The sequence below is a fragment of the Larkinella sp. C7 genome, assembly GCF_006149005.1.
In the GTDB taxonomy this organism is placed as follows: domain Bacteria; phylum Bacteroidota; class Bacteroidia; order Cytophagales; family Spirosomataceae; genus Larkinella.
Genome location: NZ_VBSL01000032.1, coordinates 1 through 24,289, shown reverse-complemented (window position 1 = coordinate 24,289; position 24,289 = coordinate 1). Strand labels below are relative to the sequence as shown.

The following is a 24,289-nucleotide window of genomic DNA, read 5'->3' as shown; positions in this document are numbered from 1 at the left end:
TTTGGGACTGCAAAGTACCGCATTATTTTCCCCTTTGTCAAGACCCTAAAACAAAATAAATAGGTAACTTCTTTCAGACTGGCAGTAGACCCTTCGTTCTCAAGAAGTTACCTATTTAAAAAAAATGAAAATAGTTAGAGCCGCTGTATCAAATGGTTCTTTTTGCCTTTAGAAACGATCAAATACCGCTCCTGCAACCATTCCAGTTCGGACAAAACCGTGGTGTCATTTATCTTCTGCTTGTTGATACTAACGGCATTTTGAGCCAATGCCCGCCGGGCCTCGCCCTTGGAGGCATAGATTTCTCCCTGCGTGGTGACCGATAAAAGCTCGATAATGTCCTTACAGGCTTCCCAATCGGCTTGGGTGACCTGCGTTTGCGGAACACCTTCAAAGATGACGTCAAACTCATCAGCTTGAATCGTTCGCAGGGTATCGATCGTGGCCTTCCCGTATAATACGTCCGACGCCTTTACGGCCAGTTCATACCCGGTTTGGGAATGAACCCGGATGGTGACGTCTTCGGCAATCGCTTTCTGCAAAATCCGTAAATGTGGCGCTTCGGCGTGCTGCCGTTCCAGGGCTTCGATTTCTTCGCGGGATAAGAGCGTAAAAACGCGAATCAGTCGCGGACAATCGGCGTCGTTCGCATTGAGCCAGAACTGGTAGAACTGATAGGGCGAGGTCATGGCGGGATCGAGCCAGACGTTACCTCCCGCCGATTTCCCGAATTTGGTTCCATCGGCCTTCGTGATTAAGGGCGTGGTTAGCGCAAAAGCATGGTATTCCTCACGCCCTTCCTTGCGCCGGATCAGTTCGGTGCCGGTGGTGATGTTGCCCCATTGATCGGAACCGCCCATCTGAAGCCGGACGCCTTTGTTTTTGTAGAGCCAGTAGAAATCGTAGCCCTGTAGTAACTGATAAGAGAATTCCGTAAAGGAAAGACCGGTTTCCAGACGTTTTTTTACCGAGTCTTTGGCAACCATATAATTAACCGTCAGGTGGGTTCCGGCTTCCCGCAGAAAATCGAGAAAAGAGATGCCCCTGAACCAGTCGTAGTTGTTGACCATTTCGGCCGAATTGGCACTGCTGTCGAAGGTCAGAAACCGGGCCAGCTGCGCCCGAATCCCTTCCTGATTGTGTCGCAGGGTTTCTTCGGACAGGAAGTCGCGCTCGGTAGACCGGCCCGATGGATCTCCGATCATCCCGGTGGCCCCACCCACCAGGGCAAACGGTTTATGGCCGGCCCGCTGGAAATGCACCAGCAACATGATGGTGGCCAAATTGCCGATGTGCAAGGACGCAGCCGTAGGGTCAAAACCGATGTAACCGGCGGTGGATTCTTTGCGGAGTTGTTCGTCGGTGCCGGGCATCATATCCTGCAACATGCCCCGCCAGCGGAGTTCTTCAATAAAGTCGATCATTATCAATGGTGAATGAGTGAATGAGTGAATAGCTGACGCAGTCACCAAGAATGCCTCCATCAGCTATTCACTCTTCTATGGAATAAGGCCCGAAATCCTGTCATCCATTTCGGGGCAAAGATACAATTTCAGGGTAAAAGCAGCGAGGAGTCGCCGTAACTTAAAAACCGGTAGTCATTTTCCAGAGCGGCACTATATATAGTACGCCAGGCTTCACCGATGAAAGCAGCTACCAACAGAATTAGTGTGGAGCCGGGTTGGTGGAAATTGGTCACCAGTCCGTTGACCACCCGAAACCGGTAGCCCGGCAGGCAATAAATACCGGTATGGGCAACAACCTGATTTTGCTCCGTTTGCTGAAGGTGATCCAAAACCGCCCGGAACGCTTCATGCTTCTCCGGCAATTCATCTTCCGAAAACGAATAAGCATACTTCTGATCAAGCAGGAACGGTTCCGGTTCATTTTTGAGCAACCGCAGCCCGAACCAGTACAGGCTTTCCAGCGAGCGCATCGACGTCGTCCCAACCGAAATAACCGGCCCGGTATGAGCCACCAGAGTTTCCAGGTTCTGTCGGGAATACACCACCTGCTCGGTATGCATCGCATGTTGCCGAACGTCCGTGGTTTTAATCGGCTGAAACGTACCGGCGCCGACGTGGAGCGTCAGGTAATTGGTCTGGATGCCTTTTTGGACGAGTCGTTCGAATGTTTCCGGTGTAAAATGCAAACCCGCCGTTGGAGCTGCCACCGCGCCTTCGATTCGGGAATAAACGGTCTGGTACGTTTCTTTGTCGGCCTCGGTGACGTCGCGGTTCAGATATGGCGGCAACGGAATTTTGCCGGTTTCGTGGAGAATGGTGGCAAAGGATTCGTCGCCCGGCGTCCACTCAAACCGGATGTGCGATTGATCGGGATCGTGCCATTGCGCCCGTACTACTATGGTGTGGTCGCCAACCCGGATTTCCTTCGTCAGCACTTCGTCCGGTTTCCAGCGTTTCCGGTTGCCGATCATGCACTGCCAGATGCTCCGGTTTTTATCCTGCATGGCTTCCGAGACCAGCCGGTCGACGGGAACGGGATTAAGCAGAAACAGTTCAATAACCGCACCGGTCGACCGTTGAAAATGCAGCCGGGCCGGGATGACTTTCGTATCGTTGAAAACCAACAGGCTGTTTTGCGGTAGCAGATCCGGTAATTCAAAAAAAGACCGGTGCGTGATTTTTCCCTGACGGTATTCCAGCAATTTGGACTGATCGCGTTGCGCTAACGGAAACCGGGCGATGCGGTCGTCGGGAAGATCGTACTGAAAATCATTGAGTTGCAACTCCTCCATTTTAGTCTTCAGCAACAGGTTTCATCGCCAGGCGAATGGGCAGTGAAACAATCACGATCACAATAATTGCCGTGCAAGCGGGCAACAACCACTGGTGGCCGCTCAAATTGGTCGAACCCAGTTGCGTATTCAATTTACCGAGCACATACAACGCCAGTGCCATCACCGTGTTGACGGCAGCCATCAGACAGTGGAACCAATTGCGAAAAATCTCATTCAACTGGCTCCGGTGTTCGAGCCAAAGCTGTTGATTGGGAATGGGCAAAGCCGTACCGGACGCTTTTGGAAACAGTTTGGTGAGCGTGTTGATAAGCGTATTATTGATCAGAAAAATGGCGACGCAGCCGTAGAAGAGATAATCCCGGTTGATGAACACATCCGGGCGACTGTCGGGTGTGAAACTCACGGCGACATTGGTTTCAAGGGAAACGTAGGTATAAATCAGGAGGGTGCCGAAGCCCACCAGGGAGGCCAGGCGCCACAAACGAATGGCAAAATTGCTAATTTTCATGAAGTTGATCGATTCGCCTGACTACAGGCTTTGGGCCGCAAAGGTACGGGCTGGGGAGGTGTGTTCCCAATCCCGGCTTTAAAGTTCTTTGCCGAACTCTGCGTTCCTTTGCTCATCTTTGCGGAACAGCATTTCGTTATTCCATGAAAATTTACACCAAAACCGGTGACCGGGGCCAGACCTCGCTGATTGGTGGCCGTCGCGTCAGCAAGGCCCACCACCGGATCGATGCCTACGGAACGGTCGATGAACTGAACTCGGTGGTGGGCCTGGTGCGCGACCAGCCGGTGAATGAAAGCCGGAAAGACCTGCTGAAAGAAATTCAGGACCGGCTCTTTACGATCGGCTCCGAGCTGGCCACCGATCCCGAGAAAACCCTTAAAAAACCGCTGCCGGTGGTACTGGAAGCCGATGTCACCCTGCTCGAAAAAGCGATGGACGAGATGGATGCCGAACTGCCCGAACTCCGGGCGTTTGTGCTGCCGGGTGGCCATCAGTCGGTTTCGTTCTGCCACCTGGCCCGTACCGTTTGCCGACGGGCCGAACGGCTGGTGATTGCCCTGAACGACGAAAAACCGGTCGATCCCCTGGTGATTCAGTACCTCAACCGGCTGTCGGATTATTTATTCGTTTTGAGCCGAAAAATGACGCAGGAACTCGGCGTGGAAGAGGTGGTCTGGAAGCCGCGCGTGTAATCATACCGCCGTTTGTCAACGCAACCGAGGCTTCCGGTAAACCGCTAAAAAAATAATTAGCATAACAACTAATTTTTACTGGACACTTGCTGAAGTTTTCTATACATTTGCTGACTATCAACCCGCTGACGACTTTTTTAGTTGATCAGATTTGCCACCTACCAATATGACTACCGACTTAGTAAACATCGCACTAAGGAAAGCAGGACGCTCCCGGATTGAGGAGGTCGACTTCAACAACCTGCCGTTTGGCAAGCATTTTTCGGACCACATGTTTGTGGCGGATTACGCAGACGGACAATGGCAAAACCTACAGGTGGTGCCGTTCGACGATTTCACACTCAGCCCGGCCCTATCGTCTCTGCACTACGGTCAGTCGATTTTCGAAGGCATGAAAGCCTACAAGAATGAAGAGGGTGAAGTGTTGCTGTTCCGGCCGCTCGAAAACTGGAAACGCATGAACGAATCGGCCAAACGGATGTGCATGGCCACGATTCCGGAAGACGTGTTTATGGGTGGCCTGGAAGCTCTGCTGCGGGTCGATGCCGCGTGGGTTCCGACGACTACCGACAGCTCGCTCTACATCCGGCCTTACATGTTCGGTACGGATACCTTCCTGGGCGTGGCACCGTCGAAAACCTACCGGTTTTGCATTTTTACCTGTCCGGTTGGTGCCTATTATACCAAACCGCCGAAACTCAAAGTCGAAACGGAGTACATTCGCTCGGCACCAGGGGGCGTTGGATACGCCAAATGTGCGGGCAACTATGCCGGGTCGATGTATCCGACCCTGTTGGCGCAACAGGCAGGTTATGACCAGTTAATGTGGACGGATGCAACCGAGCACAAATACATCGAAGAATCCGGAACGATGAACATCATGTTTGTCATCGACGGCAAGCTGGTAACACCGGCGACCTCCGATTCAATTCTGAAGGGAGTAACCCGCGACAGCATCCTGAAGGTGGTCAAAAGCTGGGGAATTGAGGTCGAAGAACGGAAAGTTTCCATTCAGGAAGTGATCGAAGGCATTGAAAACGGTAGCCTGACCGAGGCATTTGGTGCCGGAACCGCCGTGGTGGTTTCGCCCTACTCGCTGATCGGGTACGAAGGCAAGGACTATATGCTGAGCGAAGTACCGAAAGAAAATTCGCTGGCCCACCGCATTTTTACCTACCTCAATGACCTGCGGACCGGCCGGAGTGAAGATACGTTTGGCTGGATGCACAAAGTGGTGTAACCACCTATCGTATACGGTTTTTGAAAACCCCGGCTTCTGCAAAGGAGTCGGGGTTTTCTATTTTACTTCATGACCAAATCTGCATCCTGCCTGGTGCGAAACCAGTCGACGAACCGCCGAATTCCGTCTTCTACCCGAACCGACGGCTGATAGTCAATTAGTTGAGTGGCTTTTCTGATGTCGGCATACGTTTGCTGCACATCGCCGGGTTGCATTGGCAGGCGGTTGATAAGGGCGGTTTTCCCCAAGGCCTGTTCGATCACACGAATCAGATTGGCCAGCGAAATCGGATCGGAACCGCCGATGTTCAGCACTTCGTAGCCTTTCAGATTTTTCAGGGACTGGATGATGCCGCTGACAATATCATCGACGTAGGTGTAATCCCGGGCCGTAGAACCGTCGCCGAAAACGTTGATGGCCTGTCCATTCAGAATGCTTTCCGTAAACTGGCTGATGGCCATTTCGGGGCGCTGGAGCGGGCCATAGACCGTAAAAAACCGCAGGCAAAAAATATCGAAACCGTACAGATTATGGAAGGTATGGCACAGCAGTTCGGCCGCCCGCTTGGAGGCTGCATAAGGCGACAAAGGACGATCGGCTGAATCGGTTTCGGTGAAAGGAACCTGTGGTGAATCGCCGTAAACCGATGAAGATGAAGCGAATACCATTTTCGTTACGCCAAACCGCTGCATGGCCTGCAACAAGGTCAGCGTACCGTTCACGTTCACGTCATAATACAACGCAGGATCCTGTACCGACGGGCGGACACCCGCCCGGGCGGCTAAATGAATCACCGCATCGAAAGCGTAGGTCTGAAATAAGGTATTCACCAGTTCCGAATCCCGGATGTCACCCTGATGAAAGTGGTACGCTGGAATGCTCAACGTTTGCTGAACATTTTTCCATTTGATATCAGGGGCATAATAGCTATCCAGGTTATCCAGACAGATAACCTGATGGCCTTCCTCCAGGAGTTGTTTGGCTAAATTTGAACCAATAAACCCCGCCCCGCCCGTCAGTAAGATGGTCATGAACTCAGATCCTTTGTTAAGGTAGATGATTGAAAACTATACACAAGCCCCGCCAGCGATACCACCGCCGTGATCATGTAAAACAACAGACTGACCGAAACCGCTGCATCGGCAGGCACATCGAGAGCCTCGGCACCCAGTAAAAACGTCAGTTCACGCGCTCCGGCCCCGCCAATCGTAAACGGAATGGTGGCGACAATGGATGAAACCAGAAACAATAGCACGTAGGCTTCCGGCTTTCCCGGGGCATCGACCGCCTGCAACAAGGTCAGAATCTGCACCATCTGAAGCCCCTGAACCAGACCGGACCAATCCACCGAGCGTTCAAAAGCCGGCGCAAACTGCGGCATGAATTGCTTCAAAAGCCGTTTGGCAGCAAAATGCGCCACCGGAATTCCGAGCAACCACAACCAGCCAATTTGAAATTCCAGCCACAGCGACACTTCCGGAACCAGCACCACAAAAACCGCCAGTGCATACAAAAGCGGCAGAAGACCAATCAACCGGTCGATCAGCGTGGCGCCCACCAGTACCTTAACCGATGTTCCGGTCAGACGGTTCAACAGGTATACTTTATAGCCATCTCCGCCAATACCGCCCGGCAAAAAAAGATTGTAATACATGCCGAGCCAGTACAATTTCAGGTTGGGCAACCGGCGCAACCGCAGCCCCACCTGCGCAAACAACACCCGCAAACGCTCGGCGGAGGCCACTTTCGACAGAATAAATAGCACCGTTGCCACCGCCAGCCAGCCTACCTGCGCCCTTGAGATGACGTCCCAGACCCGTTCCGGTTCAATCTTGCGGAAAACCAGCCACAACGACAAGGCCGACAAAGCAATTTTCAGGGCCGTTTTCAGGTACGTTGGCATCCGTCAAACCAGGGCTGATTTATAAATTCGCCGAATTTTGTACGGCTTTTTATCCTGTGATTCGTAATACGTCCGCATTTGCAGTTCGGTCATGATCCCAAACGTAATCAACTGAATACCCGCCAAAACCAGGATGGTGCCAAGAATCAGCAGCGGACGGCCCCAGATGTCGTTCCCCATCAGCTTCAGAATGAGCAGATACCCATTGATCAACAGCCCCACCATCAGTGAAATCAGGCCCCAGTTGCCGAAGAGGTGCATCGGTTTGCGGAGGTATTTTTTCATGAACAGCATCAGAATCAAATCGCTGACCACTTTCAGCGTCCGACCAAGACCGTATTTTGACTGACCGATCCGGCGCGGGTGGTGTTGCACGTCGGTCTGTGTCATTCGGGCACCTTCCAGCCGGGCCAACACGGGAATAAACCGGTGCAGCTCACCGTAGAGACCCAGGTTTTTGGCCAGATCGGACCGGAACACTTTCAGGGCGCAACCGTAATCTTTCAGATGGACGCCCGACGTCTGCCGGATGATCCAGTTGGCAATGCGGCTCGGCAGCTTGCGCAATAACGCTCCATCCTGCCGATTGGCCCGAATACCGGCCACCAGGTCATAGTCGCCTTCTTCGGCCAGCCTGACCATCATCGGAATGTCGGCGGGATCGTTTTGCAAATCGCCGTCCATCGTAATGATGTATTGACCCCGCGCCACATCGATGCCAGCGGCCAAAGCCAGACTCTGGCCGTAATTGGTTTGCAAATCCACCACCACCAGCCGGTCGTTGTGAACGGCTTTCAGTTCAGCCAGCGTACGATCGGAAGAGCCATCGTTGACGTAAACGATCTCAAAATCATAACCAATCAACGCCCGCTCGACCTGATCGATCATTGGAAAAATATTCCCTTCTTCATTGTAGACACAGATTACGACGGAAAGGTACGGTTGCATACAAAGTTATTTTCGGAGGAAGCTCCGGTACGAAAATCGGAACGGACTAAAACCGGACCAATTTGGCCGGATGTCTGTCGAACAAGTTAAATTCTGAAAGAGTTTGGTACGACTCCCGGCCTAAACTGACCGAATCGGCGATGTAAAGCGTATTGGGAAGCTTCTGATTGGTTTTCCGCAGAATTTCGCCCCGCACCACCTCGATGTGAAAACTGTTTACGTCGGTCTGCCCGTCGCTGCCGATGGTCTGTTTATAACCGTATAAGTTTTTGCCGAGCGACTGCCGGGCGATGCGTTCCGACGAATCTTTATACGCCTGACGGTGGGCCAGCCGGGGCGGAATCACCAGCCAGTTGAACCCGTTCCGAAACATCGCCAGAAAGGCAATCAGGATAATCAGCCGGTGTTCGGGTTGCCGGATGTAGTGGTAGACGATGAATGCCAGCACCCCAAACAGCACACTGCACTTCCACCACAAACCCGGTATGGCTTTCGTATCCGGATGGAAAAAAGGCACCCAGGCCCCGATGGTGACCACGATCAGTACAAAACCCATGAAGTACTCCCAGCCCCGGCGTCGCCAGTCGGTTGGGTCGGTTCGTTCGTAATAGACATAGGCAAAAACCGTGAAAAGCAGGGGCAGCAGCATGAGCAGATACCGGGCGTACACCTGCGGGGAAGACCAGTAAATCACAAAGTTTACCAGAAAAACGATGGCGTTGAACAGAATGAAAGGTTGTCCGGTAATCAGCGGTTTTTCACTGGGTTGACTTTCGGCGGTAGTTTGCCGGAACCGTTTGAAAACCCCTTTCCGAAACAGCAGAACCACCAGCAACATCCAGGGCGCGTAATGATAGAGCATCTCGAACGGAAAGGTGAGCATGTGGAGCAACGTCTCCTTGATGCCGAATTTCACCACCGTTCGCTTGGCACTTTCGTCGAACAAAACCGACACGATCTTATCCGGAGCAATGGCATTGCGGTCGAAATACGCCAGGTAGTAACTGCCGACAATGAGCAGAAAAAGGCCGATTCCGGCAAAATGAGCCGGGCTGAACAGCTTCCGGAATTGTTTGGTATACAGAAAATAGGCTCCCAGCGTCAGTCCCTGAAAAACCAGCGACGGCAGTCCTTTCATCATAAAACCCAGGGCCGTAATCAGGTAGGTGGTCAGAAACAAGGCCCAGTAGTTCCGTTTCCGGTCGAAATGATACACCAGAATGAAAGCCGTGTAGGTCAGCCACGAGAACGTGATGTCGATCAGGCCCAACATGGAATCATACAATAATATCCGGGTATTGGTCACGAGCATCAGCGCGGCTGCAAAGGCAATCCGGGAGCCGAGGTGTTTTTTGACAAGCCCGTAAATCGTCAGGCCATACAGCAACAGCGACACCACCATCGGGAAGCGTAGGGCAAACGACGAGTAATTGCCGAAGAGGTGGAAAGAGGCCGCAATCAGCCAGTTGTAGAGGGGCGGTTTATTAAAATACAATTCGCCGTTCAGGGTCGGCGTGAGGTAATCGCCCGACAAAATCATTTCCAGAGCCACCAGCGCCCGGCGGGGTTCGTCTGTTCCCGTATCCAGTGGCAGGTAGCCCAAGTACGAAAAAAGAGCAGGAATCAGCAACACTACCGTGAGCCATTGCCAGAAAACCGGTCGCTGGTAAAGAGGACTTTGCATTCCGCAAAGGTAGGGCGGATTTGGAATTTGCCGACACCAGCCAGCGGGAATAATAACCGGTCAACAAAAAAGCCCACGAGACGTGGGCTTTAAAAAATGCAAATCAGTCGGTTAGGAATGACCCAACTGCTCCTGCTCCGGCTTGTCCGTATCGCGGTTCCAGTCGGCACCCGGCACCCGGTCTTTGTTCCAGGTTGTACCAGCCAGATCGCCGTCTTCATCGCGGCTCAGCGCCTGGTCCGACACATCGGCCGAATTGAGGTTCGCGTCATTCTGAACCGGATTGGGTTCATCATCAATCGGCATAACGTCCTCGATTTCAACATCATTGGACTGATGCGATTCCGAGGGCAGTTCCACACCGGGCCGATCCGTTTTTGACAACTGGCTCAGTTCTGGTGCTACACCCATGGTGTTGCGCATCTGCTGAGCGGCATATGATTCCGTACTTTCTTTCCGTGCTTTGCTTGAAAGGCTCATAACGTGGTTGAGTTAATGGGTTAATACACTGGTTTGTGATCTGTCGATGTGCCGGTATGCGCCACATCCTCCTCTTTCTTTTCCTGATCGCGGGCAATTTTAGTTTGCTCCGACCCCGCATTCGTATCCGTTTTGTCCTGCTCTTTTGCTTCTTTCTGTGCTTCGGGGGTGGGAACCTCCTCCGCCGAGGCATAATCATCGGGACCGGAAGTGGTTACTTCCACCGTCGATGTATTGGTTTGTGAACTGGCGATGCTTTTCTGCCCTTCTTCCGTTACATCGTCTTTGGGATTGTTGTCATCCTGGTCGTTGAAGCGCAACACCCCATTGGCACTGTCCATGTCCGTGCTGCCGATTCCGCGCTCATTGCGCCCGTCTTCACCCCCGCGAACCGCTACGCCATCCTGCCCATTGGCCGAGTTTTCCTGGCCCGACCGGTTGCGGTTGTCTTTCGCGGCAATGTCTTCTTCGTTGATATCTTTATCCTTTTCCATACCGTTGAATCGATGGTTGTAAAGACCACGATTCTATAACAACCAAGACTGGAAAAGGTTATGAAAACCGAACGCAAACCCTCTTAAGCGGGACCGATCAAATCCCACAGATTACCGTATAAATCTTCAAAAACCGCCACTGTTCCGTACGCTTCTTTTGCCGGGTCGCGCACAAATACCACCTGATTGTCAACCAGTTGTTTGTAGTCCCGCCAGAAATCGTCGGTGTGCATGAATAAAAAAACCCGGCCACCGGTCTGGTTGCCAACCCGGCTTTTTTGTAATTCATTGGCGGCTTTCGCCAGCAACAACCGGCAGCCGGTCGAACCAGCCGGGGCTACCACGACCCAGCGTTTGGACTCCGACAAAACCGTGTCTTCGATGAGCGTGAAGTTTAATTTTTGGGTGTAAAACTGAATGGCTTCGTCGTAATCGTCGACGACCAGGGCGAGCTGCGTTATTTCCTGTTTCATGAGTTGATTGGTCTTTGGGAGTGAAGTTGCAAACATCTCTCCTTTTACCGGCAAAACCGTCCTCTACCCTTCCATTTCTGCATTTCAAATAATCAGAATGTGGCTTGACATAAGCGGAGTAAGTCACGCGGGTACCTGAATGTAGCTTTGCGGTTTCAACAGTAAACAAATCCACTAGATGAATTACAAAGTATTTTTTATGGCGGCCCTGCTCCTTTCAGGCTGCTCGAAAGACCCCGCCGACGTGGAGGGGGGCGGGGGCGAAACGACCAACTGGGGGGATCAGCCCGCCTTGCCAGTGGTGAATGGCGAAGCCGCTTTTACGCTCAATGCCGCCGACGATTACGTGAACGTCATGGGAACGACCACCCCCCGGCTGCCGAACTTTCCGGCACTAAAGGTAAAACCGGGAATCGTACGGGGCTATGTGGCCGATTTGAGTGGAAAACCGCTGGAAGGAGCCTACATCGGCGTGCGCTCAACGGCGGTGGGCGGGTCGTATTCCGGGGCTTCCGACGAAACCGACGCCAATGGCTATTACGAAATTACCATTCCCTGGGGTGCCACCGACTTTTATGCCGCCGGGTACACCATCGATTACGGCGAAGGAAGAGCCGTCATGAGTTTACACGCGGCCGATGGTAAACTGGGGAGTTTCCCCTCCGTGGATGGCTTGGTGAAGAATTTCGTTCTGCTGTCCTACGGCGTTTACAACAAAGACCTGGTGAGCCAGAAACCCCGGGATCAGACCAACTACGCGGGCGGCTGTCTGTATATTTCCTACAATGTCGGAGACCCCACGAGCATTTTCGATCCGCCGAACTACCTGCCCGAAAACTCCGAAATTCAGGTGACCCTCACCCCCGACGGACCGGGACTCTACGGCACCAACAAGAAGTTCGTGATCAACAAAAAAATAAGTTTTCAGAACTCCAGTGTTCTCATTATGAACGTTCCCGTGGGTCGCTATACCCTGAGTACCAAAATGAAAGACGGAACCTCCCTCCTGATGAAAGCTGTGGGTCGCTACGCCGGTATTTACCCCTACTTTGGGTTGATTCCGGCCGAAGCGACCGGTTCGGCCAAACTGCTGTTTACACCCGATACGCAATCCGGCAATTCACTGACATTGCCCAACCGGGGGAACTGGGGTGCGATTTCAATTAAAGTAGACCGCCCCCAATAACCGGCCTCTGATCCCGACAAAGGCGTTTTGAAATGCTGTACTGACTTCACCGCCAGTACAGCATTTCCGCCGGGTCGATCAGCAACGTTCGGCTTTTTCCATCCGTGTCGATGACCATGACCTTGCCTTCGCCGGTTCCGGTGTTGTCGGTCGAGGTGAACACCACTTTGGCTCCGTTGGGCGAAAAGCGCGGTTCCAGGTCATTGGTACCGGCGGTTTTGCCGGTGGTTGACGACAAATCCACAATCCCCTTCGTTTTGACGTCCATCGTGTAAATCCGGGCGTCAAGCTGACGGCCCTGCTCATCCTGAAAACCGCTTTTGTCCAGGCTGTACAGGATTCTGAGTCCGTCGACGGAAAAAATCGGGCTGCTCATTCGGTTGCTCTTCGTCGTAAAAACCGTCGTCGTGTCCTTCCCTTCCAGCGTCATCAGCAGAATGCGGTTGTCGTATATACTGCCGGTCGAGGTGGTGCGAACCGCGATCCGTTTGGTGGCCGACGTCCAGGCGCATCCGGCAAAAAACCGCCCCGTAGGTGCCTGATACACCATCCGCAGACCCGTGCCGTCGGTGCGAACGGCGTACAGTTTGTCGTTTGACGGGTAGAGCAATTCCGTCCCGTCCGGCGACCAGCAAAACGACAGATCAAGCGGCATCAATCCCCGAACCGGCACGTTCGTCACCCGGCGCACATTGCTGCCATCGCGGTTCATCAGATACAGGTGGACATCGGTTTCGGCATTCGAAAGAAACGCGATTTGCATGCGATTGGGACTAAAAATGGGCCGCCAGTTGTTGCCGGAACTGGTGAGTTGAATGGCTTCACCGGTTCCGTTGGCGGTAAAAAGCTGGTACCGGTTTTCGACCCGCCGGACGTAGACGTACGAAAAGCTCGGAAACGCGTGGGTATTGAACGACCAAACCGCCCCGTTAACCGTATTGAAACCGTCCCGCACAATCACCTGCCAGGAATACGCCGTTCCGTACGATAAACCGGTCAGCACCAGCGAATCTGCTTTCAATCCGGTAAATTTCTGACTCAGTACCCCGCCTTTCAGGAGGTTGATTTCGTAGGTCAGCCCGTCGTTTTCCGGGTCGGTGGCTTTCCATTTGAGCGTCACCGTCGGTTTTTGCCAGACGTTGCCGCTGTCGGGGCTCACCCAGGCCGGGGCCGACGGGGCCTTGTTCGGGCCTTCGTAGAGCATCATCGTCACTTCGGTTCGAACGTTGGGCGTGGCCTCCACCGTCGTTACTTCTTCCCGGTACCCGGTTTTCGACGCCTGAACCGTATACCGGCCCACCGCCACCTGATCGAATTGGAACAAGCCGCTCGAATCGGTTTCGGCCGTTCGGCCCGATGGACTCAGCCGGATCAAAACCTGGCCCGCGAGTTTTCCGTTGGTGTTGTATTTCACCCGGCCATAGACGGAGCCCTGTTGGGTTGGCTCGACCAGCGTTTCTTCGTTGCATCCCCAGAGGCTAACCAGCAACAGGGCAAACAGGCTATAGAAGGTAAAGCGTTTCATTGGAAGAAAAGAGTAGAAAGTGAGGGTGTACCGTTGATGAGATGTTACGAAACCGGCCGAAATTTACCGGCGGGTGGGGCAGCTCAGGTAAAACGTCAGGCCGATGGAGCCGCGCAGGTAATAGTCGTAGTAACGGCCCGAGCGGGTTTCGTCCAGTTCGTCGGTCAGGGGTTGCTGGTAGTCCAGCGTGGTTCGAAAACCGACGGTTTTACTAAACGCATATTCGACGCCGACACCCCCGTTCAGCAGGGCGTACCGTTTTCCGTGAAGGGTGAAAGGCGATGCCTCCGACCGGGATAATACCAGACCAGCACCGGCGTACAGCAAAGGCGTGACTTTCCGAAACGGCAGGGCGCGGTAGATGAGATTGCCCTGTAGCGTCGTGAGCCGACACGTGATGGCCGGGTTGTTGGCAAGCGTTCCAAGGCCCCCATTCATCTGAAAACCCAGGTATTTATTCAGATACACATCAGCAGCCACCCCAAACCCGGTTTGAATTCCGCTGGTGGCAAAATCGCCCTTGTACCGCCAGACCGACCCGTAGGGATGAAACGAGATCATCGACGGTTCGGTGGTATTGCGGGCGCCGTAGACATCGCTTTCGCTCATCCTGGTTTTTTCGTGCTCATAATCCGCCAGCATTTTCTCCGATTTCTCCACCGCTTTTTCATCTACCGCCCAGAGGTTGTCGCGAATGCCTTCCAGCACCAACGATTGCACGGCTTTTTCGACAGCTTCGGTCACCGCCATCTGCGACGGTTCGTTGGTGGCATACCCGGTTTCAGCTTCCAGTAACCGCTTGAAACTCACGTACCGGAACAGCCCGCCATCGACAGCCTGTGACAGGATGGTTTTGGAGGTGTAGACGGTTTTCAGGATTTTCCCGGATTTGGTGGCTACTGCCCGCAGATACACCGTGACGCGATCCTGCCGGTACTGGCCCGAACCGCCCGCTCCGAAAAACCGCAGCCCCGCCCCGCCCGAAATCGTGTTGGCATCGTACGACACAATACCGCCTTCCAGAATAACCCCGGCAAACAACAGGGGGGGCAGATTGTCTGCTTCGTTTTTGTACTGCGCCATCCCCGACCGGATGATTTTACGTTCATTGAGCAGATTGCTGATGTTTTCGCGTTCGATGGGCACAAACCAGCCACTTTCTTCCAGCGCTTTCAACAGGATGTTGGTGGTTCCCTGCGAAACCGCCGTCGACCAGTTAGCCCCGGTTTCCGACGGTTTGTACTGCCCGGTCTGATCCCGGAATTTGTAGACGGCAGCCACGATTTTCTCCCGGGGCGCGGGCAGTTGGCGGAGTTCCGCCGTGATGGTGGTTTCTTCGCCCAACCGGGCCGACTGCGTTTTGGTGGGCTGGTTCAGGTAGGCACTGCATCCCGTCAGCAGTTGGAGGGCTGCCAGAACGACCAGTGCCATTCCTGTCTGTATGCGTATAAATCGGAACATGGTGATGAGGATTGAAGGATTGATGTCTGATTTTCAGGGGCATTAGAAGTAGGGAACGGTGATGTTGCTTTCACCACCTTTGCCATCGTTGACCCGAATGTTAATGCCGTCGGCCGAATTGGAGATCACCACCTGCATGTCGCCAAACTGAAACGTACCTTCTTTCAGGCCTTCTTCGCCGAATTGTTTTTCGATTAAATCGCGGGTGATGCGGCTCATCAGTTGCCGTTGCAGTGATTCGGTCATTTCTTCGACCGGTGAGCGTTTGAAGGAAGCCGCTCCGCCAGCGGTTTTGGTCGCGGCCGGATCTTTGAATTGATCCTGGGCCTGGGCCGAGCTGAGCAGCCATTGGTAATTGAAGGTGTTTCCGCCGAACGCGGGGTTCTTGGGCTGATACGTAAGCGACTGAGCCTGAACCGATTTTATGCTGATGAAGCCCGGCAACAAGCAGCAGATGACAACTAGCTTTTTCATATACCATTCAGAATGTGGTGCATTTCTGATTGTATATCAGCGGGAAGTACGAAAGGTTAACAGCCGAAAAGGAGAAAATAAGGGTAGCTACAACCCACGGGGCCGCAGAGCGGCAACGGCCTGGGCGGCATCGATTTCGAGGAGGTCATACCGCGCCTGCACGAACTGCTGCCAAACCGGCTGATCGTCGATACTGATTTGGATCAGATGACCCGAACCGGGCGAGGGAATTTCTTCGATGGTAATGATCACCTCATCGGCGGAATTCGCGGGAGAAACCGGACGACCCGGCAACGAATCGGCAACCGTCGGCTGGCTCGACCAGTTTTTAAAAAACAGATCATAAAAATCTTTGCCCACTTTGGTCCGCGAATTGTCCAGAATCAGGGTAGTGCTTTCGGAATCATCCATTGCGGTTTCCACCAGTTCTCCGGTTAAATCAGCCTGCTCGATTTCCGGTTCCTGCGAAAAACCCGCCAGGGGCAACCAAAGCAGCATGAGTAATGTCGAAATTCGGAAAACGTTTTTCATGGTTTAAAGCCGTTTCGGAGGATGAGTTGACTACCACCGGTTTGCTCGATCCGCATCGGAACGCCCGCAGCCGTGGCGCTCCCCTCCCGGATCAACTGGTTGCTGTTGCCCCGCTGCAACACCTCGAGCAGATCGCCATCCTGTTGAACAGCCCCCCACTGGAAGCGGTTTTGGTTTCCCTTTTGTGTGATGGAATACTGGTTGTCGTTCCCCGAAAGATCAAGATCCAGGCTGTTTTGAGCCCCCTGTTGCTGCACCCGAACCCGGTTGTTGTTTCCTGTTTCCCGGTATTGCAGCTCGTTCAATTGACCCGCCTGGATCAGAATCAGCTCCTGAGGGCCCCGGCTGCCGCTGGTCCTCTCCGCCAGCGGCTGGTTGAAAAACACCTCCGACTGGGCCGAAACCCCGCGCGAAAAACCGCTGAACAGAACGAAAAGAAGCCATTTCATGGAATTTGGAGTGTTGTGTTGTGAAGATAAAGAACCAGCCCGAAAACCGCTTCCGGGCTGGTTCAGTCCTTAATTTTGAGGTCCCTGCGTAATCGTAGCCGTGTTGTTGCTACCAAACTGGCCGAAGCGGACCATATTACCGTCTCCGCCCTGCGTCAGCGTCAGCGAGTTGCCATTGCCCCCCTGAATCGCTCCGGCTCCATTGTAGGGATGGGGTGCCGATTCCAGACCGGTGAGCGTATTGCCATTGCCATCCTGAAGAATCGTAGCCGTGTTGGACGACCCGTTTTGCAGCAAATCCAGCGCGTTGCTGCTGCCCGTCTGCGTGATCCCGGCCCGGTTCTGACTCCCGTAAGCCTGTTCGACCGCTGCGTGGTTGTCGTCGCCGGTTTGCGCAACATCGATCTCGTTAAAATGCCCCCCTACGATAGAGGCTCTGCCTACGTTCCCGTTTCCGGTTTGAGTCACCGAGGCCCGGTTGTTGTTCCCGAACATGGCCTGGGCGCTGCCCTCGTTGCCATCGCCAACCTGCGTTACACTAATTTCATTGTCCGACCCTTGCCCCCAATTGACGACCGCCCAGGCAAAGTTGCTGTTTCCCGTTTGAGTCGCGGTCGTCCGGTTGTTCTTCCCCTGATACCCCATCGAGAAGGCATAGCCCTCATTGTTGTTGCCGGTTTGGGTTACCGAAGACTGGTTTGGACCACTGCCATCGAAATCACCGGCCCCGCCCACATTGTTGTCGCCAACCTGCGTGATGATCGCTTCATTCTGCGATCCAGCACTATAAACATCCCTGAGATTGTAGAGGTAGACCTGATTTCCGTTCCCCGTTGTCGAAATGGTCCCCAGGTTGCTGTTGCCCGTCTGGTTGAAATCGACCTGATTTTGATCCCCATTGACAGAAATTGATCCGGCATTGCTGGTTCCCTGCTGATTGATGGAACCGTAGTCCGGGACGCCATTTCCGTTGCCGTTCTGGCTGATTGACAAGCTGTTCCCGTTTCCCTGTTGGGTAATCGGTGCGTTATTGCCATCGCCCGTCTGGCTGACCGACAACGTATTGGACTGAGCGAATGCAGCACCGGCGGCAATGACGGTGGCGAAGGATAAAATGAGCTTTTTCATGGTTTTTAAAGGATAAAAGTGAAGTAAGAAGTACTATTTTATTGTTTAATGATTCGAATAGGCTTCCGTATCCCGGCCTCCCCCTGACTAATCAGCAGGTACATACCGGGAGCCAGCGGAGAGAGATCGATTTCCGGAAGAAAACCGGCCTGGGTTACTTCACAGATGGTTTTACCCTGCAAATCAGTCAGCGTGTACGACTGAAACGGCAACGCGGGATGGAGAAACACCTTGCCCGTCGTCGGATTCGGATACAGGGTTACCGGTTTTACCTCGGCCGACAGAGGGGGCGAAACCGCAGCACTGGAAGCCTCCCGACTCCCGGCGGGGGTGTTCACGGCCCCGCAAGTGGTTCCCATCAGTTCCAGATTAAAAGACATATCCGAGCTGCCCGCATTGAACTGGTGAACTTCGGCCGTGATGACATTTTCGCCGTTCACAAACGCCGTTTTGGGCAAGGTTATCGTCTGCCAGATCGCTTCTTCCCCATCTCCCAAACCGGCCAAAGCCGTCGTCTTCGATGTAATGGCTCCGGTGGGCATGTTATTCCGAAGCACCTCATTCCCATTGACATACACCACCACGCCGTCGTCCCGCAACACCCGCATGTCAAACCCGTTATACACCGATGCGTCGGTCAGGGTGATCTTTTTTCGGAAATACGTCGTGATGTATTTGTTGGTGGCACTGGGACCGTAGCTGACAAAGTTGGGGGCCGTGGGTGACGTCGGGTCGCCAACTTCGCCGTAGCTCAGCCGGGTTGTGCCCTGTTTCCAGGAAGCATCGTTGTACGAAGCGGTGCGCCAAACGGTTCCCGGATCGGTCCCGTTATCGAGGTATTTCCAGGTAGCGCCACTCGCAATCAGCGTTTGGGAAGGCTGATTATCCTTGATGATCGTAAATTGATCCCGAACCTGACCGTCTTCTGCGATGAATTTGGCGTCGAGCCGTTTGCCTTCCACTTCCAGATACATCGACCCACCCACGGTTTCGATGGACGTTTGCATGGCGTTGTGGGGCCAGCCCTCCCGGGTTGTCGAACCCGGATCAATGCCTGCGCCACTTGCTCCGCAGACGACGTAAACGATGCCTTCGTTGACCGGAGCCGTTGAACTTTTGTAGTAATAACAGGAGTTGGGCGACCCGTCATACCGTCCGCTCGACTGGCCGTTGTTGAGAGCCGGGGCGTTGTGAAGCTCCGGATTGAACTCCGTTTCGGTGCCGGTATAGTTGCGAACCAGCCGCGACCGTTCGTAGACGTGGCTGTGGCCGTTCAGAACCAGATCCACCTTATACTGATCCAGAACCGGCAAAAGCCGCTGGCGGATGTCTCGCAGTTCGTTGGCCAGATTGGCCGGAGAGTCCGAGTCGTGCGAGCCTTTGGTATACGGCGGGTGGTGCCAGAAAACAATGGTCCATTGAATGGCGGGATTGTTCCTGATCGCTTCAAGATCTTTTTTCAGCCAGCTCATCTGCGGACCGTTGGCCCCAAAAATGGTCGTTCCCTGACCCGGTTCATACCCGAAAGAATCCAGGCTGATGATGTGGATGTTCCCGAAATTGAACGAATAGTATTCCTCTTTCCCGGAAGCCACCCCACCTGCTTCCGCATTCTTGAAATGCGACATCACGTCGAAATAGGCAATGCGGTGGTCGGTACGCTCGGTTTTCGTCAGGTTGTTGTTGGCATAATCGTGGTTACCAGGTGTGGCATACGCAGGCGTCTGCTTAATGATCCGATCATTCTTATACACATCGAACAGGTTTTTCTGGTATTCCGTATCCAAACCGCCCGGATAGGCATTGTCGCCCAGCCAGAACCACAAATCGACGTAGTTGCTGCCCACGTGGTTCATGAACGCATCCCGCACCTTGAGTTGCCGCTGGGTGCCTTCCCCAAAATCGCCCATCGCCCAGATGCGGGTTTTCTTGGCGGTTCCGGTGGTGGGAGCGGTAAAGAAAAAGTTGTCCGACGTGCCCTGCAAAACCAGTGTCGGCGTTTCAGCCGCACCAATTGAGTAATAGTATTTGGTATTGGGCGTCAGATTGGCCAGACTGACACTGTGGTCGGTAGCCTGGGCCGCTTCGTAAGTCACCTGAGTCAGACTGCTCGGCGAAGAGCCATACCGCACCATCCCCATCGAGGAGGAACTGGTTCGCCAGCGCAGGGTCATCCCGGTTGGCGTTCCCATTTGCAGGTACGGCCCCCGCACCAGTTGGGTGGGCGTCGTGGTTCCGCCAATTCCGACCAGTTCCAGGTTGAATGCCATGTCCGAGCTGCCCGAACTGAACTGGTGGACTTCGACGGCAAGGGTATTTTCTCCGTTGTTCAAGATGGTTTTGGGAAGCGTCACCTTCTTCCAGATGGCCTCTTCGCCATCGCCCAGGCTGGTAGACGCTGTGGTTTTCGACGTAATGGTACCCGCAGGCATGTTGTCACGCAGCACCTCCGCCCCGTTGATATACACCACAATGCCGTCGTCACGCAACACCCGCAACTCATAGCCATCCGGATACTGCGCTACATCGACCATGATTTTCTTGCGGAAATAGGTGGTGATGTACTTGCTGGTAGCACTCGGACCGTAGCTGACAAAATTGGGTGCCGTGGGCGACGTGGGATCACCAGTCTCACCGTAACTCAGGCGGGTAACGCCCTGTTTCCAGGTACCATCGCCGTAGCAAATCGAACGCCAGTCGGTTCCCTGATCGCTGCCATTGTCAAGATACTTCCAGGTGGCCCCCTGAGCCACCAGCATCGGCGAACTGCTTTGCGCCTTCACGCGGTTTTCCGTGGAGAGAAGCAGAAAAAGCCCGGTCAGGAATAGTAAGTACGTTTTCATACAGTCAGTTTTTAGAATTCGGATCAATTTTCTGACTGTATATCATCGAAGCGGTTGCGAGGTTAACAGGCGTTTCGGGAATAATTTGATGCTGGCTTCTGATAACCTCAACCCGGTCGGGCAGATATTCTATCAACCCAGAGGTAAATCCCCAAACAGCGCCGAACCCCTAAGATAAATCCAACTATTTCATTGATTTTGCAAGGATTTTGCTTACCTATGTCAACCCGGTGAGGACGTAAGCCCGGTTTTTATGGCAACTGATTTGGATACGCCCTGTGCACACTTTGATCAGGAAAATCTGGCGTTTTATGAGGCACTGCTGGCCGACCAGACCCAGGCCTGGGAGTGTCTGTATATCCGCTCCTACAGAGTTTTTATTCCGTATGCCAGTCAACGGAGTTCCATTTCGACGGACGATGCGCTGGATATATTACAGGATGGGCTGGCCGAATTTGCCTTGAAATTAAAAAATGGGAAGTACGTTTTTCAGGGAAAAGCCGTAACCGCCTACGTCTTCACCGTATGCAGGAACCGCTGGGTCAACTTCCTGAAAAAGAACCGAATTCGGAAGCTGGATGCCAGCACAGAGGCCGTTGCGGAGGAGGACGAGTTTGTTTGGAATGAACCCAATCCGTTTCTTTCTACCTACCTGGAAAAGTCGGGAGATGACATCCCGGAGAACGAAAACCGGGAGAATCCGGCGGAGCGGGATGCCGTTTGGGAAGATATTGAGACAGACTGGGAAGCCGTCGGGCGGGCATTTGCGGAAGTCGGCGAAGATTGCCGGACCATGTTGCACTGCTTCTACGTCGAAGAAAAGTCGCTGGGCGAGTGCGGAAGCCGCATCGGATTGCAGGAAAACTCCGCCAAAGTCAAGCGGTTCCGGTGTGCGCAGCGCATGAAGGCTTTGTATACGCAGTATAAAAGGGAGTAACATGGAGTTATCGGAAAAAGTACTCGAACAGATTGGCGCTTACCTGTCCGACCGCATGACATCCGCTGAGAAAGCGAATTTCGAAAACCGGATGCGGAACGACGAATCGCTCCGGCAGGAAGTAGCAACGCAACGCGAAATCAAGCAGGGGTTGGCTTTTCTGGCACAAAAACAGCGCTTCAAAACGCTGCACACGGATCTGGAAAAGCGGGGTTTATTGAAGGATGTGGCCTTAAAACCGGAAACCGATGAATCGCAGCCAGCGGAACCCCCCATCATTGCGCTACCCACCAGTCGGACTGAACTCCGCACGAACTGGTCTTATTTTTCGGCGGCTGCATCGGTCCTTCTTCTGGCGGGCCTGAGTTGGGCTTTATTTCAGAACTGGTCGGATAAACAGGCATTGATGGCTCAGAATGAAAAGTCGTTCGAGCTCTATTTCTCTCCGGTTCCCAAACCGCAGCCCGTCATACCGATCGATCCGGATCGGGTGGCCGCACCCGCGGAGTCGGCCCAGACCCGCTCCGATTCTGTCCGTCTGACCGAGGCCATCGATGCCTTGCAGCAAAGTGATACCCGGCTGGCTATCAACCAACTGACATCGATCAGCCAGGGGAAACCCGGCCACTGGAGTGCCTCCGCCCACTGGTATCTGGCACTGGCCTATCTGAAAGCCCAACAAAGGGAAGAAGCCCGGAAAGTGGCCCGGCAACTGGCCGGTCAAAACGGCCATCCCTACCAGGAAGAAGCGCGTGAACTGATCGAACACATTCAACAAAACCCATGAAAACCCGGTGGATACACGGTTTTTGGGGCCTGTTGATGTCCCTTCCGGCTGCGGCTCAAACGGAGATCAATCCGGGCCTGTTGCTCGATGATGCGGGATATGAAACGGCTCCGTATCAGGAAATTGTCACCAAAAAGAAATTGCCAGTCCGCATTTCCTACGAAGCCTACTGCCCGTCTGTACAGGCCCAGGGTAGCTACGGCACCTGCGTCGGGTTTGCCTGTGGCTACTACCTTCGCACCATCCTGGCAACCAAAGCAAAGCAGATTACCAACAAAACCGCCCTGGATCAACTCGCTTTTTCGCCCAGTTACCTCTACGAAAAGGCCAAATCGGAACGGGATTATGCCTGTTCGGAAGGAATCTACCTGTCGAAAGCCTTCGACATCCTGAAAAGTGTCGGGGTGGTGCCTTTCAAAAATTTTCCGTATCCGGCCTGCGGACAGAAAACCGCAGCCGTCGATGCCGTCGCGGCCCGGTTTCGGATCAATGGGTATGAGCGGCTTTTTGATGTTGAGGAAACGGACGACAAGAAAATTTACCGCCTGAAAAAAGCCCTGGCCGACGATGGCCCGGTGGTTATTGGCATGGTGGTTCCACCATCCTTCCTTTTTGCCGGGAAAGTCTGGAAACCCGCCCCTGGTGACGACCCGGCCAACAAGCGGCTCCACGGTCACGCCTTGTGCGTTATCGGCTACGACGACACCTTGCACGGCGGGGCTTTCCGGGTCGTAAACAGTTTTGGAAAAGGCTGGGCCGACCGGGGATTCTGCTGGATCAGCTACCGGGATCTGGTTCGTTTCACGCGGTACGGCTACAAGATCAACCCGCAAAAACCGGCGGTGCTGTAGACCCGTTTCAGCCCAATCAGGAAGTCGTGTATTTGCCTTCTTTCTTCAGCTTGCCCGGCATCGCTTTCCGCATTTTCTCCACTTTTGGCAACGACACATTTCGGATATAAGGCTGATTGGGGTGTAGTTTGCAGTAATTCTGGTGGTACGTTTCGGCAGGATAAAAGACCGAAAACGGCACCACCTCCGTCACCACTTTATTGGGATAATGCTTCGATTCGTTGACCTGCTGGATGGCTTCTTCAATGGCCTTTTTCTCGGCCGGGTTTCGGTAAAACGCAACGGATCGGTAATCGCGACCCACATCCGGCCCCTGGCGGTTGAGGGTTGTGGGATCGTGGCTGGAAAAAAACGCAGTGAGCAGATCGCGGTAACTGATGACGCTCGGGTCGTAATACACCTGGACGGTTTCGGCATGACCGGTTTCGTCCGTACCGACCTGCTCGTAGGTCGGATTTTTCAGGTTCCCACCCGAATAGCCCGAGATCACTTCCCGCACGCCCTTCAACTGGTCGAAGGCTTCTTCCTGCGCCCAGAAACAACCACCGGCAAAAGTAGCCACGGCTTCGCCCGGCTGGAGGGATGGCAATTTGGCAAAATTCGGGGTAGTACCCAGGAGTTGTGCCTGAGAACTAACCGTCCAGAGACAGAAAAATACACTTAAAAGCAGGCTGGTTTTCATGATCATAATGCGATTAAAGGGATTCACCGTAACGGTTTTACCCCAGTCAAAGAACAACGCAAACCGGCCCTGGTTTGTTGCTTTTTGAGGTTCAGGCTCCTGAACTTGGCCTTTCCTGAAAACAAAAACTCCCCGACCGGCCTGGCCAATCGGGGAGTCTGCAAAAATCATTCAGGAAATTAGTTCGGATACCCCGGATTCTGTGGTTTCAGGTTCGGGTTGTTCAACATCTCCTGCTTGCCCAGTGGC

At 53.6% G+C, this 24,289-nt stretch carries 24 protein-coding genes; 6 read left to right on the top strand and 18 right to left on the bottom strand.

Annotated elements, in window-relative coordinates:
• Nucleotides 1-134: 134 nt before the first annotated feature.
• The 3 genes from tyrS to FH871_RS31180 form a co-directional block, all read right to left on the bottom strand.
• On the bottom strand, nucleotides 135-1,421 hold the full coding sequence (gene tyrS, locus FH871_RS31190; RefSeq protein WP_138995241.1) for a tyrosine--tRNA ligase: 1,287 nt from the start codon (nucleotides 1,419-1,421) through the stop codon (nucleotides 135-137).
• Between the two features lie 131 nt (nucleotides 1,422-1,552).
• Entirely contained in the window at nucleotides 1,553-2,773 is a 1,221-nt protein-coding gene (locus FH871_RS31185) for an S-adenosylmethionine:tRNA ribosyltransferase-isomerase (RefSeq protein WP_306439260.1), read from the bottom strand.
• A complete protein-coding gene (locus FH871_RS31180; protein ID WP_138995237.1) occupies nucleotides 2,760-3,269 on the bottom strand; it encodes a hypothetical protein in 510 nt (169 codons plus the stop codon). The genes FH871_RS31185 and FH871_RS31180 overlap by 14 nt, the downstream gene beginning before the upstream one ends.
• Before the next feature lie 143 nt (nucleotides 3,270-3,412).
• Between FH871_RS31180 and FH871_RS31175 the strand changes: the two genes are divergently transcribed.
• Together FH871_RS31175 and FH871_RS31170 are read left to right on the top strand one after the other, a co-directional pair.
• Nucleotides 3,413-3,964, top strand: coding sequence for a cob(I)yrinic acid a,c-diamide adenosyltransferase (locus FH871_RS31175; protein WP_138995236.1), 552 nt, complete (start codon nucleotides 3,413-3,415; stop codon nucleotides 3,962-3,964).
• Between the two features lie 166 nt (nucleotides 3,965-4,130).
• On the top strand, nucleotides 4,131-5,204 hold the full coding sequence (locus FH871_RS31170) for a branched-chain amino acid aminotransferase (protein WP_138995235.1): 1,074 nt from the start codon (nucleotides 4,131-4,133) through the stop codon (nucleotides 5,202-5,204).
• A 62-nt stretch (nucleotides 5,205-5,266) separates the two neighbouring features.
• Here FH871_RS31170 and FH871_RS31165 read toward each other — a convergent pair whose 3' ends face one another.
• The 7 genes from FH871_RS31165 to FH871_RS31135 all read right to left on the bottom strand — a co-directional run bounded on the left by FH871_RS31165 (nucleotide 5,267) and on the right by FH871_RS31135 (nucleotide 11,186).
• Nucleotides 5,267-6,235 (bottom strand): SDR family NAD(P)-dependent oxidoreductase, encoded by a 969-nt coding sequence (locus FH871_RS31165; protein ID WP_138995234.1) that lies wholly within the window; start codon nucleotides 6,233-6,235, stop codon nucleotides 5,267-5,269.
• Nucleotides 6,232-7,107, bottom strand: a complete 876-nt coding sequence (locus FH871_RS31160) for a lysylphosphatidylglycerol synthase transmembrane domain-containing protein (RefSeq protein ID WP_138995233.1) — start codon at nucleotides 7,105-7,107, stop codon at nucleotides 6,232-6,234. Before FH871_RS31160 ends, FH871_RS31165 begins: the two co-directional genes overlap by 4 nt.
• 3 nt (nucleotides 7,108-7,110) lie before the next feature.
• The gene (locus FH871_RS31155) at nucleotides 7,111-8,055 is read right to left on the bottom strand and encodes a glycosyltransferase family 2 protein (RefSeq protein ID WP_138995232.1); all 945 of its coding nucleotides are present in this window, start codon (nucleotides 8,053-8,055) and stop codon (nucleotides 7,111-7,113) included.
• A 46-nt stretch (nucleotides 8,056-8,101) separates the two neighbouring features.
• The gene (locus FH871_RS31150) at nucleotides 8,102-9,739 is read right to left on the bottom strand and encodes a glycosyltransferase family 39 protein (protein ID WP_229317738.1); all 1,638 of its coding nucleotides are present in this window, start codon (nucleotides 9,737-9,739) and stop codon (nucleotides 8,102-8,104) included.
• A 111-nt stretch (nucleotides 9,740-9,850) separates the two neighbouring features.
• Complete coding sequence (locus FH871_RS31145; RefSeq protein WP_138995231.1) at nucleotides 9,851-10,219, bottom strand: hypothetical protein; 369 nt, start codon at nucleotides 10,217-10,219, stop codon at nucleotides 9,851-9,853.
• Nucleotides 10,220-10,239: 20 nt separating this feature from the next.
• Nucleotides 10,240-10,713, bottom strand: a complete 474-nt coding sequence (locus FH871_RS31140) for a hypothetical protein (RefSeq protein ID WP_138995230.1) — start codon at nucleotides 10,711-10,713, stop codon at nucleotides 10,240-10,242.
• An 83-nt stretch (nucleotides 10,714-10,796) separates the two neighbouring features.
• Nucleotides 10,797-11,186: a VOC family protein gene (locus FH871_RS31135; protein WP_138995229.1), complete on the bottom strand. Its 390-nt coding sequence runs from the start codon at nucleotides 11,184-11,186 to the stop codon at nucleotides 10,797-10,799.
• A gap of 178 nt (nucleotides 11,187-11,364) precedes the next feature.
• Here FH871_RS31135 and FH871_RS31130 point away from each other — a divergent pair, with 178 nt between their 5' ends.
• Nucleotides 11,365-12,372, top strand: a complete 1,008-nt coding sequence (locus FH871_RS31130; RefSeq protein ID WP_138995228.1) for a hypothetical protein — start codon at nucleotides 11,365-11,367, stop codon at nucleotides 12,370-12,372.
• 46 nt (nucleotides 12,373-12,418) lie between these two features.
• On the opposite strand, the gene FH871_RS31125 is transcribed toward FH871_RS31130, so the two are convergent.
• The 7 genes from FH871_RS31125 to FH871_RS31095 form a co-directional block, all read right to left on the bottom strand.
• Nucleotides 12,419-13,897 (bottom strand): carboxypeptidase regulatory-like domain-containing protein, encoded by a 1,479-nt coding sequence (locus tag FH871_RS31125; RefSeq protein ID WP_138995227.1) that lies wholly within the window; start codon nucleotides 13,895-13,897, stop codon nucleotides 12,419-12,421.
• 63 nt (nucleotides 13,898-13,960) lie between these two features.
• On the bottom strand, nucleotides 13,961-15,358 hold the full coding sequence (locus FH871_RS31120; protein ID WP_138995226.1) for a CsgG/HfaB family protein: 1,398 nt from the start codon (nucleotides 15,356-15,358) through the stop codon (nucleotides 13,961-13,963).
• Nucleotides 15,359-15,400: 42 nt separating this feature from the next.
• Entirely contained in the window at nucleotides 15,401-15,832 is a 432-nt protein-coding gene (locus FH871_RS31115) for a curli production assembly/transport component CsgF (RefSeq protein ID WP_138995225.1), read from the bottom strand.
• A gap of 87 nt (nucleotides 15,833-15,919) precedes the next feature.
• The gene (locus FH871_RS31110; protein ID WP_138995224.1) at nucleotides 15,920-16,363 is read right to left on the bottom strand and encodes a hypothetical protein; all 444 of its coding nucleotides are present in this window, start codon (nucleotides 16,361-16,363) and stop codon (nucleotides 15,920-15,922) included.
• Entirely contained in the window at nucleotides 16,360-16,812 is a 453-nt protein-coding gene (locus FH871_RS31105; protein ID WP_138995223.1) for a hypothetical protein, read from the bottom strand. Before FH871_RS31105 ends, FH871_RS31110 begins: the two co-directional genes overlap by 4 nt.
• 69 nt (nucleotides 16,813-16,881) lie before the next feature.
• Entirely contained in the window at nucleotides 16,882-17,940 is a 1,059-nt protein-coding gene (locus tag FH871_RS31100) for a hypothetical protein (protein ID WP_138995222.1), read from the bottom strand.
• A gap of 38 nt (nucleotides 17,941-17,978) precedes the next feature.
• Nucleotides 17,979-20,783, bottom strand: a complete 2,805-nt coding sequence (locus FH871_RS31095) for a metallophosphoesterase (RefSeq protein WP_138995221.1) — start codon at nucleotides 20,781-20,783, stop codon at nucleotides 17,979-17,981.
• A gap of 253 nt (nucleotides 20,784-21,036) precedes the next feature.
• Here FH871_RS31095 and FH871_RS31090 point away from each other — a divergent pair, with 253 nt between their 5' ends.
• The 3 genes from FH871_RS31090 to FH871_RS31080 are packed head-to-tail and all read left to right on the top strand — an operon-like array spanning nucleotide 21,037 to nucleotide 23,358.
• The gene (locus FH871_RS31090; protein ID WP_138995220.1) at nucleotides 21,037-21,720 is read left to right on the top strand and encodes an RNA polymerase sigma factor; all 684 of its coding nucleotides are present in this window, start codon (nucleotides 21,037-21,039) and stop codon (nucleotides 21,718-21,720) included.
• Between the two features lies 1 nt (nucleotide 21,721).
• A complete protein-coding gene (locus FH871_RS31085) occupies nucleotides 21,722-22,507 on the top strand; it encodes a hypothetical protein (RefSeq protein WP_138995219.1) in 786 nt (261 codons plus the stop codon).
• Nucleotides 22,504-23,358, top strand: coding sequence for a C1 family peptidase (locus FH871_RS31080; protein WP_138995218.1), 855 nt, complete (start codon nucleotides 22,504-22,506; stop codon nucleotides 23,356-23,358). Before FH871_RS31085 ends, FH871_RS31080 begins: the two co-directional genes overlap by 4 nt.
• A gap of 16 nt (nucleotides 23,359-23,374) precedes the next feature.
• Here FH871_RS31080 and msrA read toward each other — a convergent pair whose 3' ends face one another.
• Nucleotides 23,375-24,046, bottom strand: a complete 672-nt coding sequence (gene msrA, locus FH871_RS31075) for a peptide-methionine (S)-S-oxide reductase MsrA (RefSeq protein WP_138995238.1) — start codon at nucleotides 24,044-24,046, stop codon at nucleotides 23,375-23,377.
• Nucleotides 24,047-24,289 lie beyond the last annotated feature (243 nt).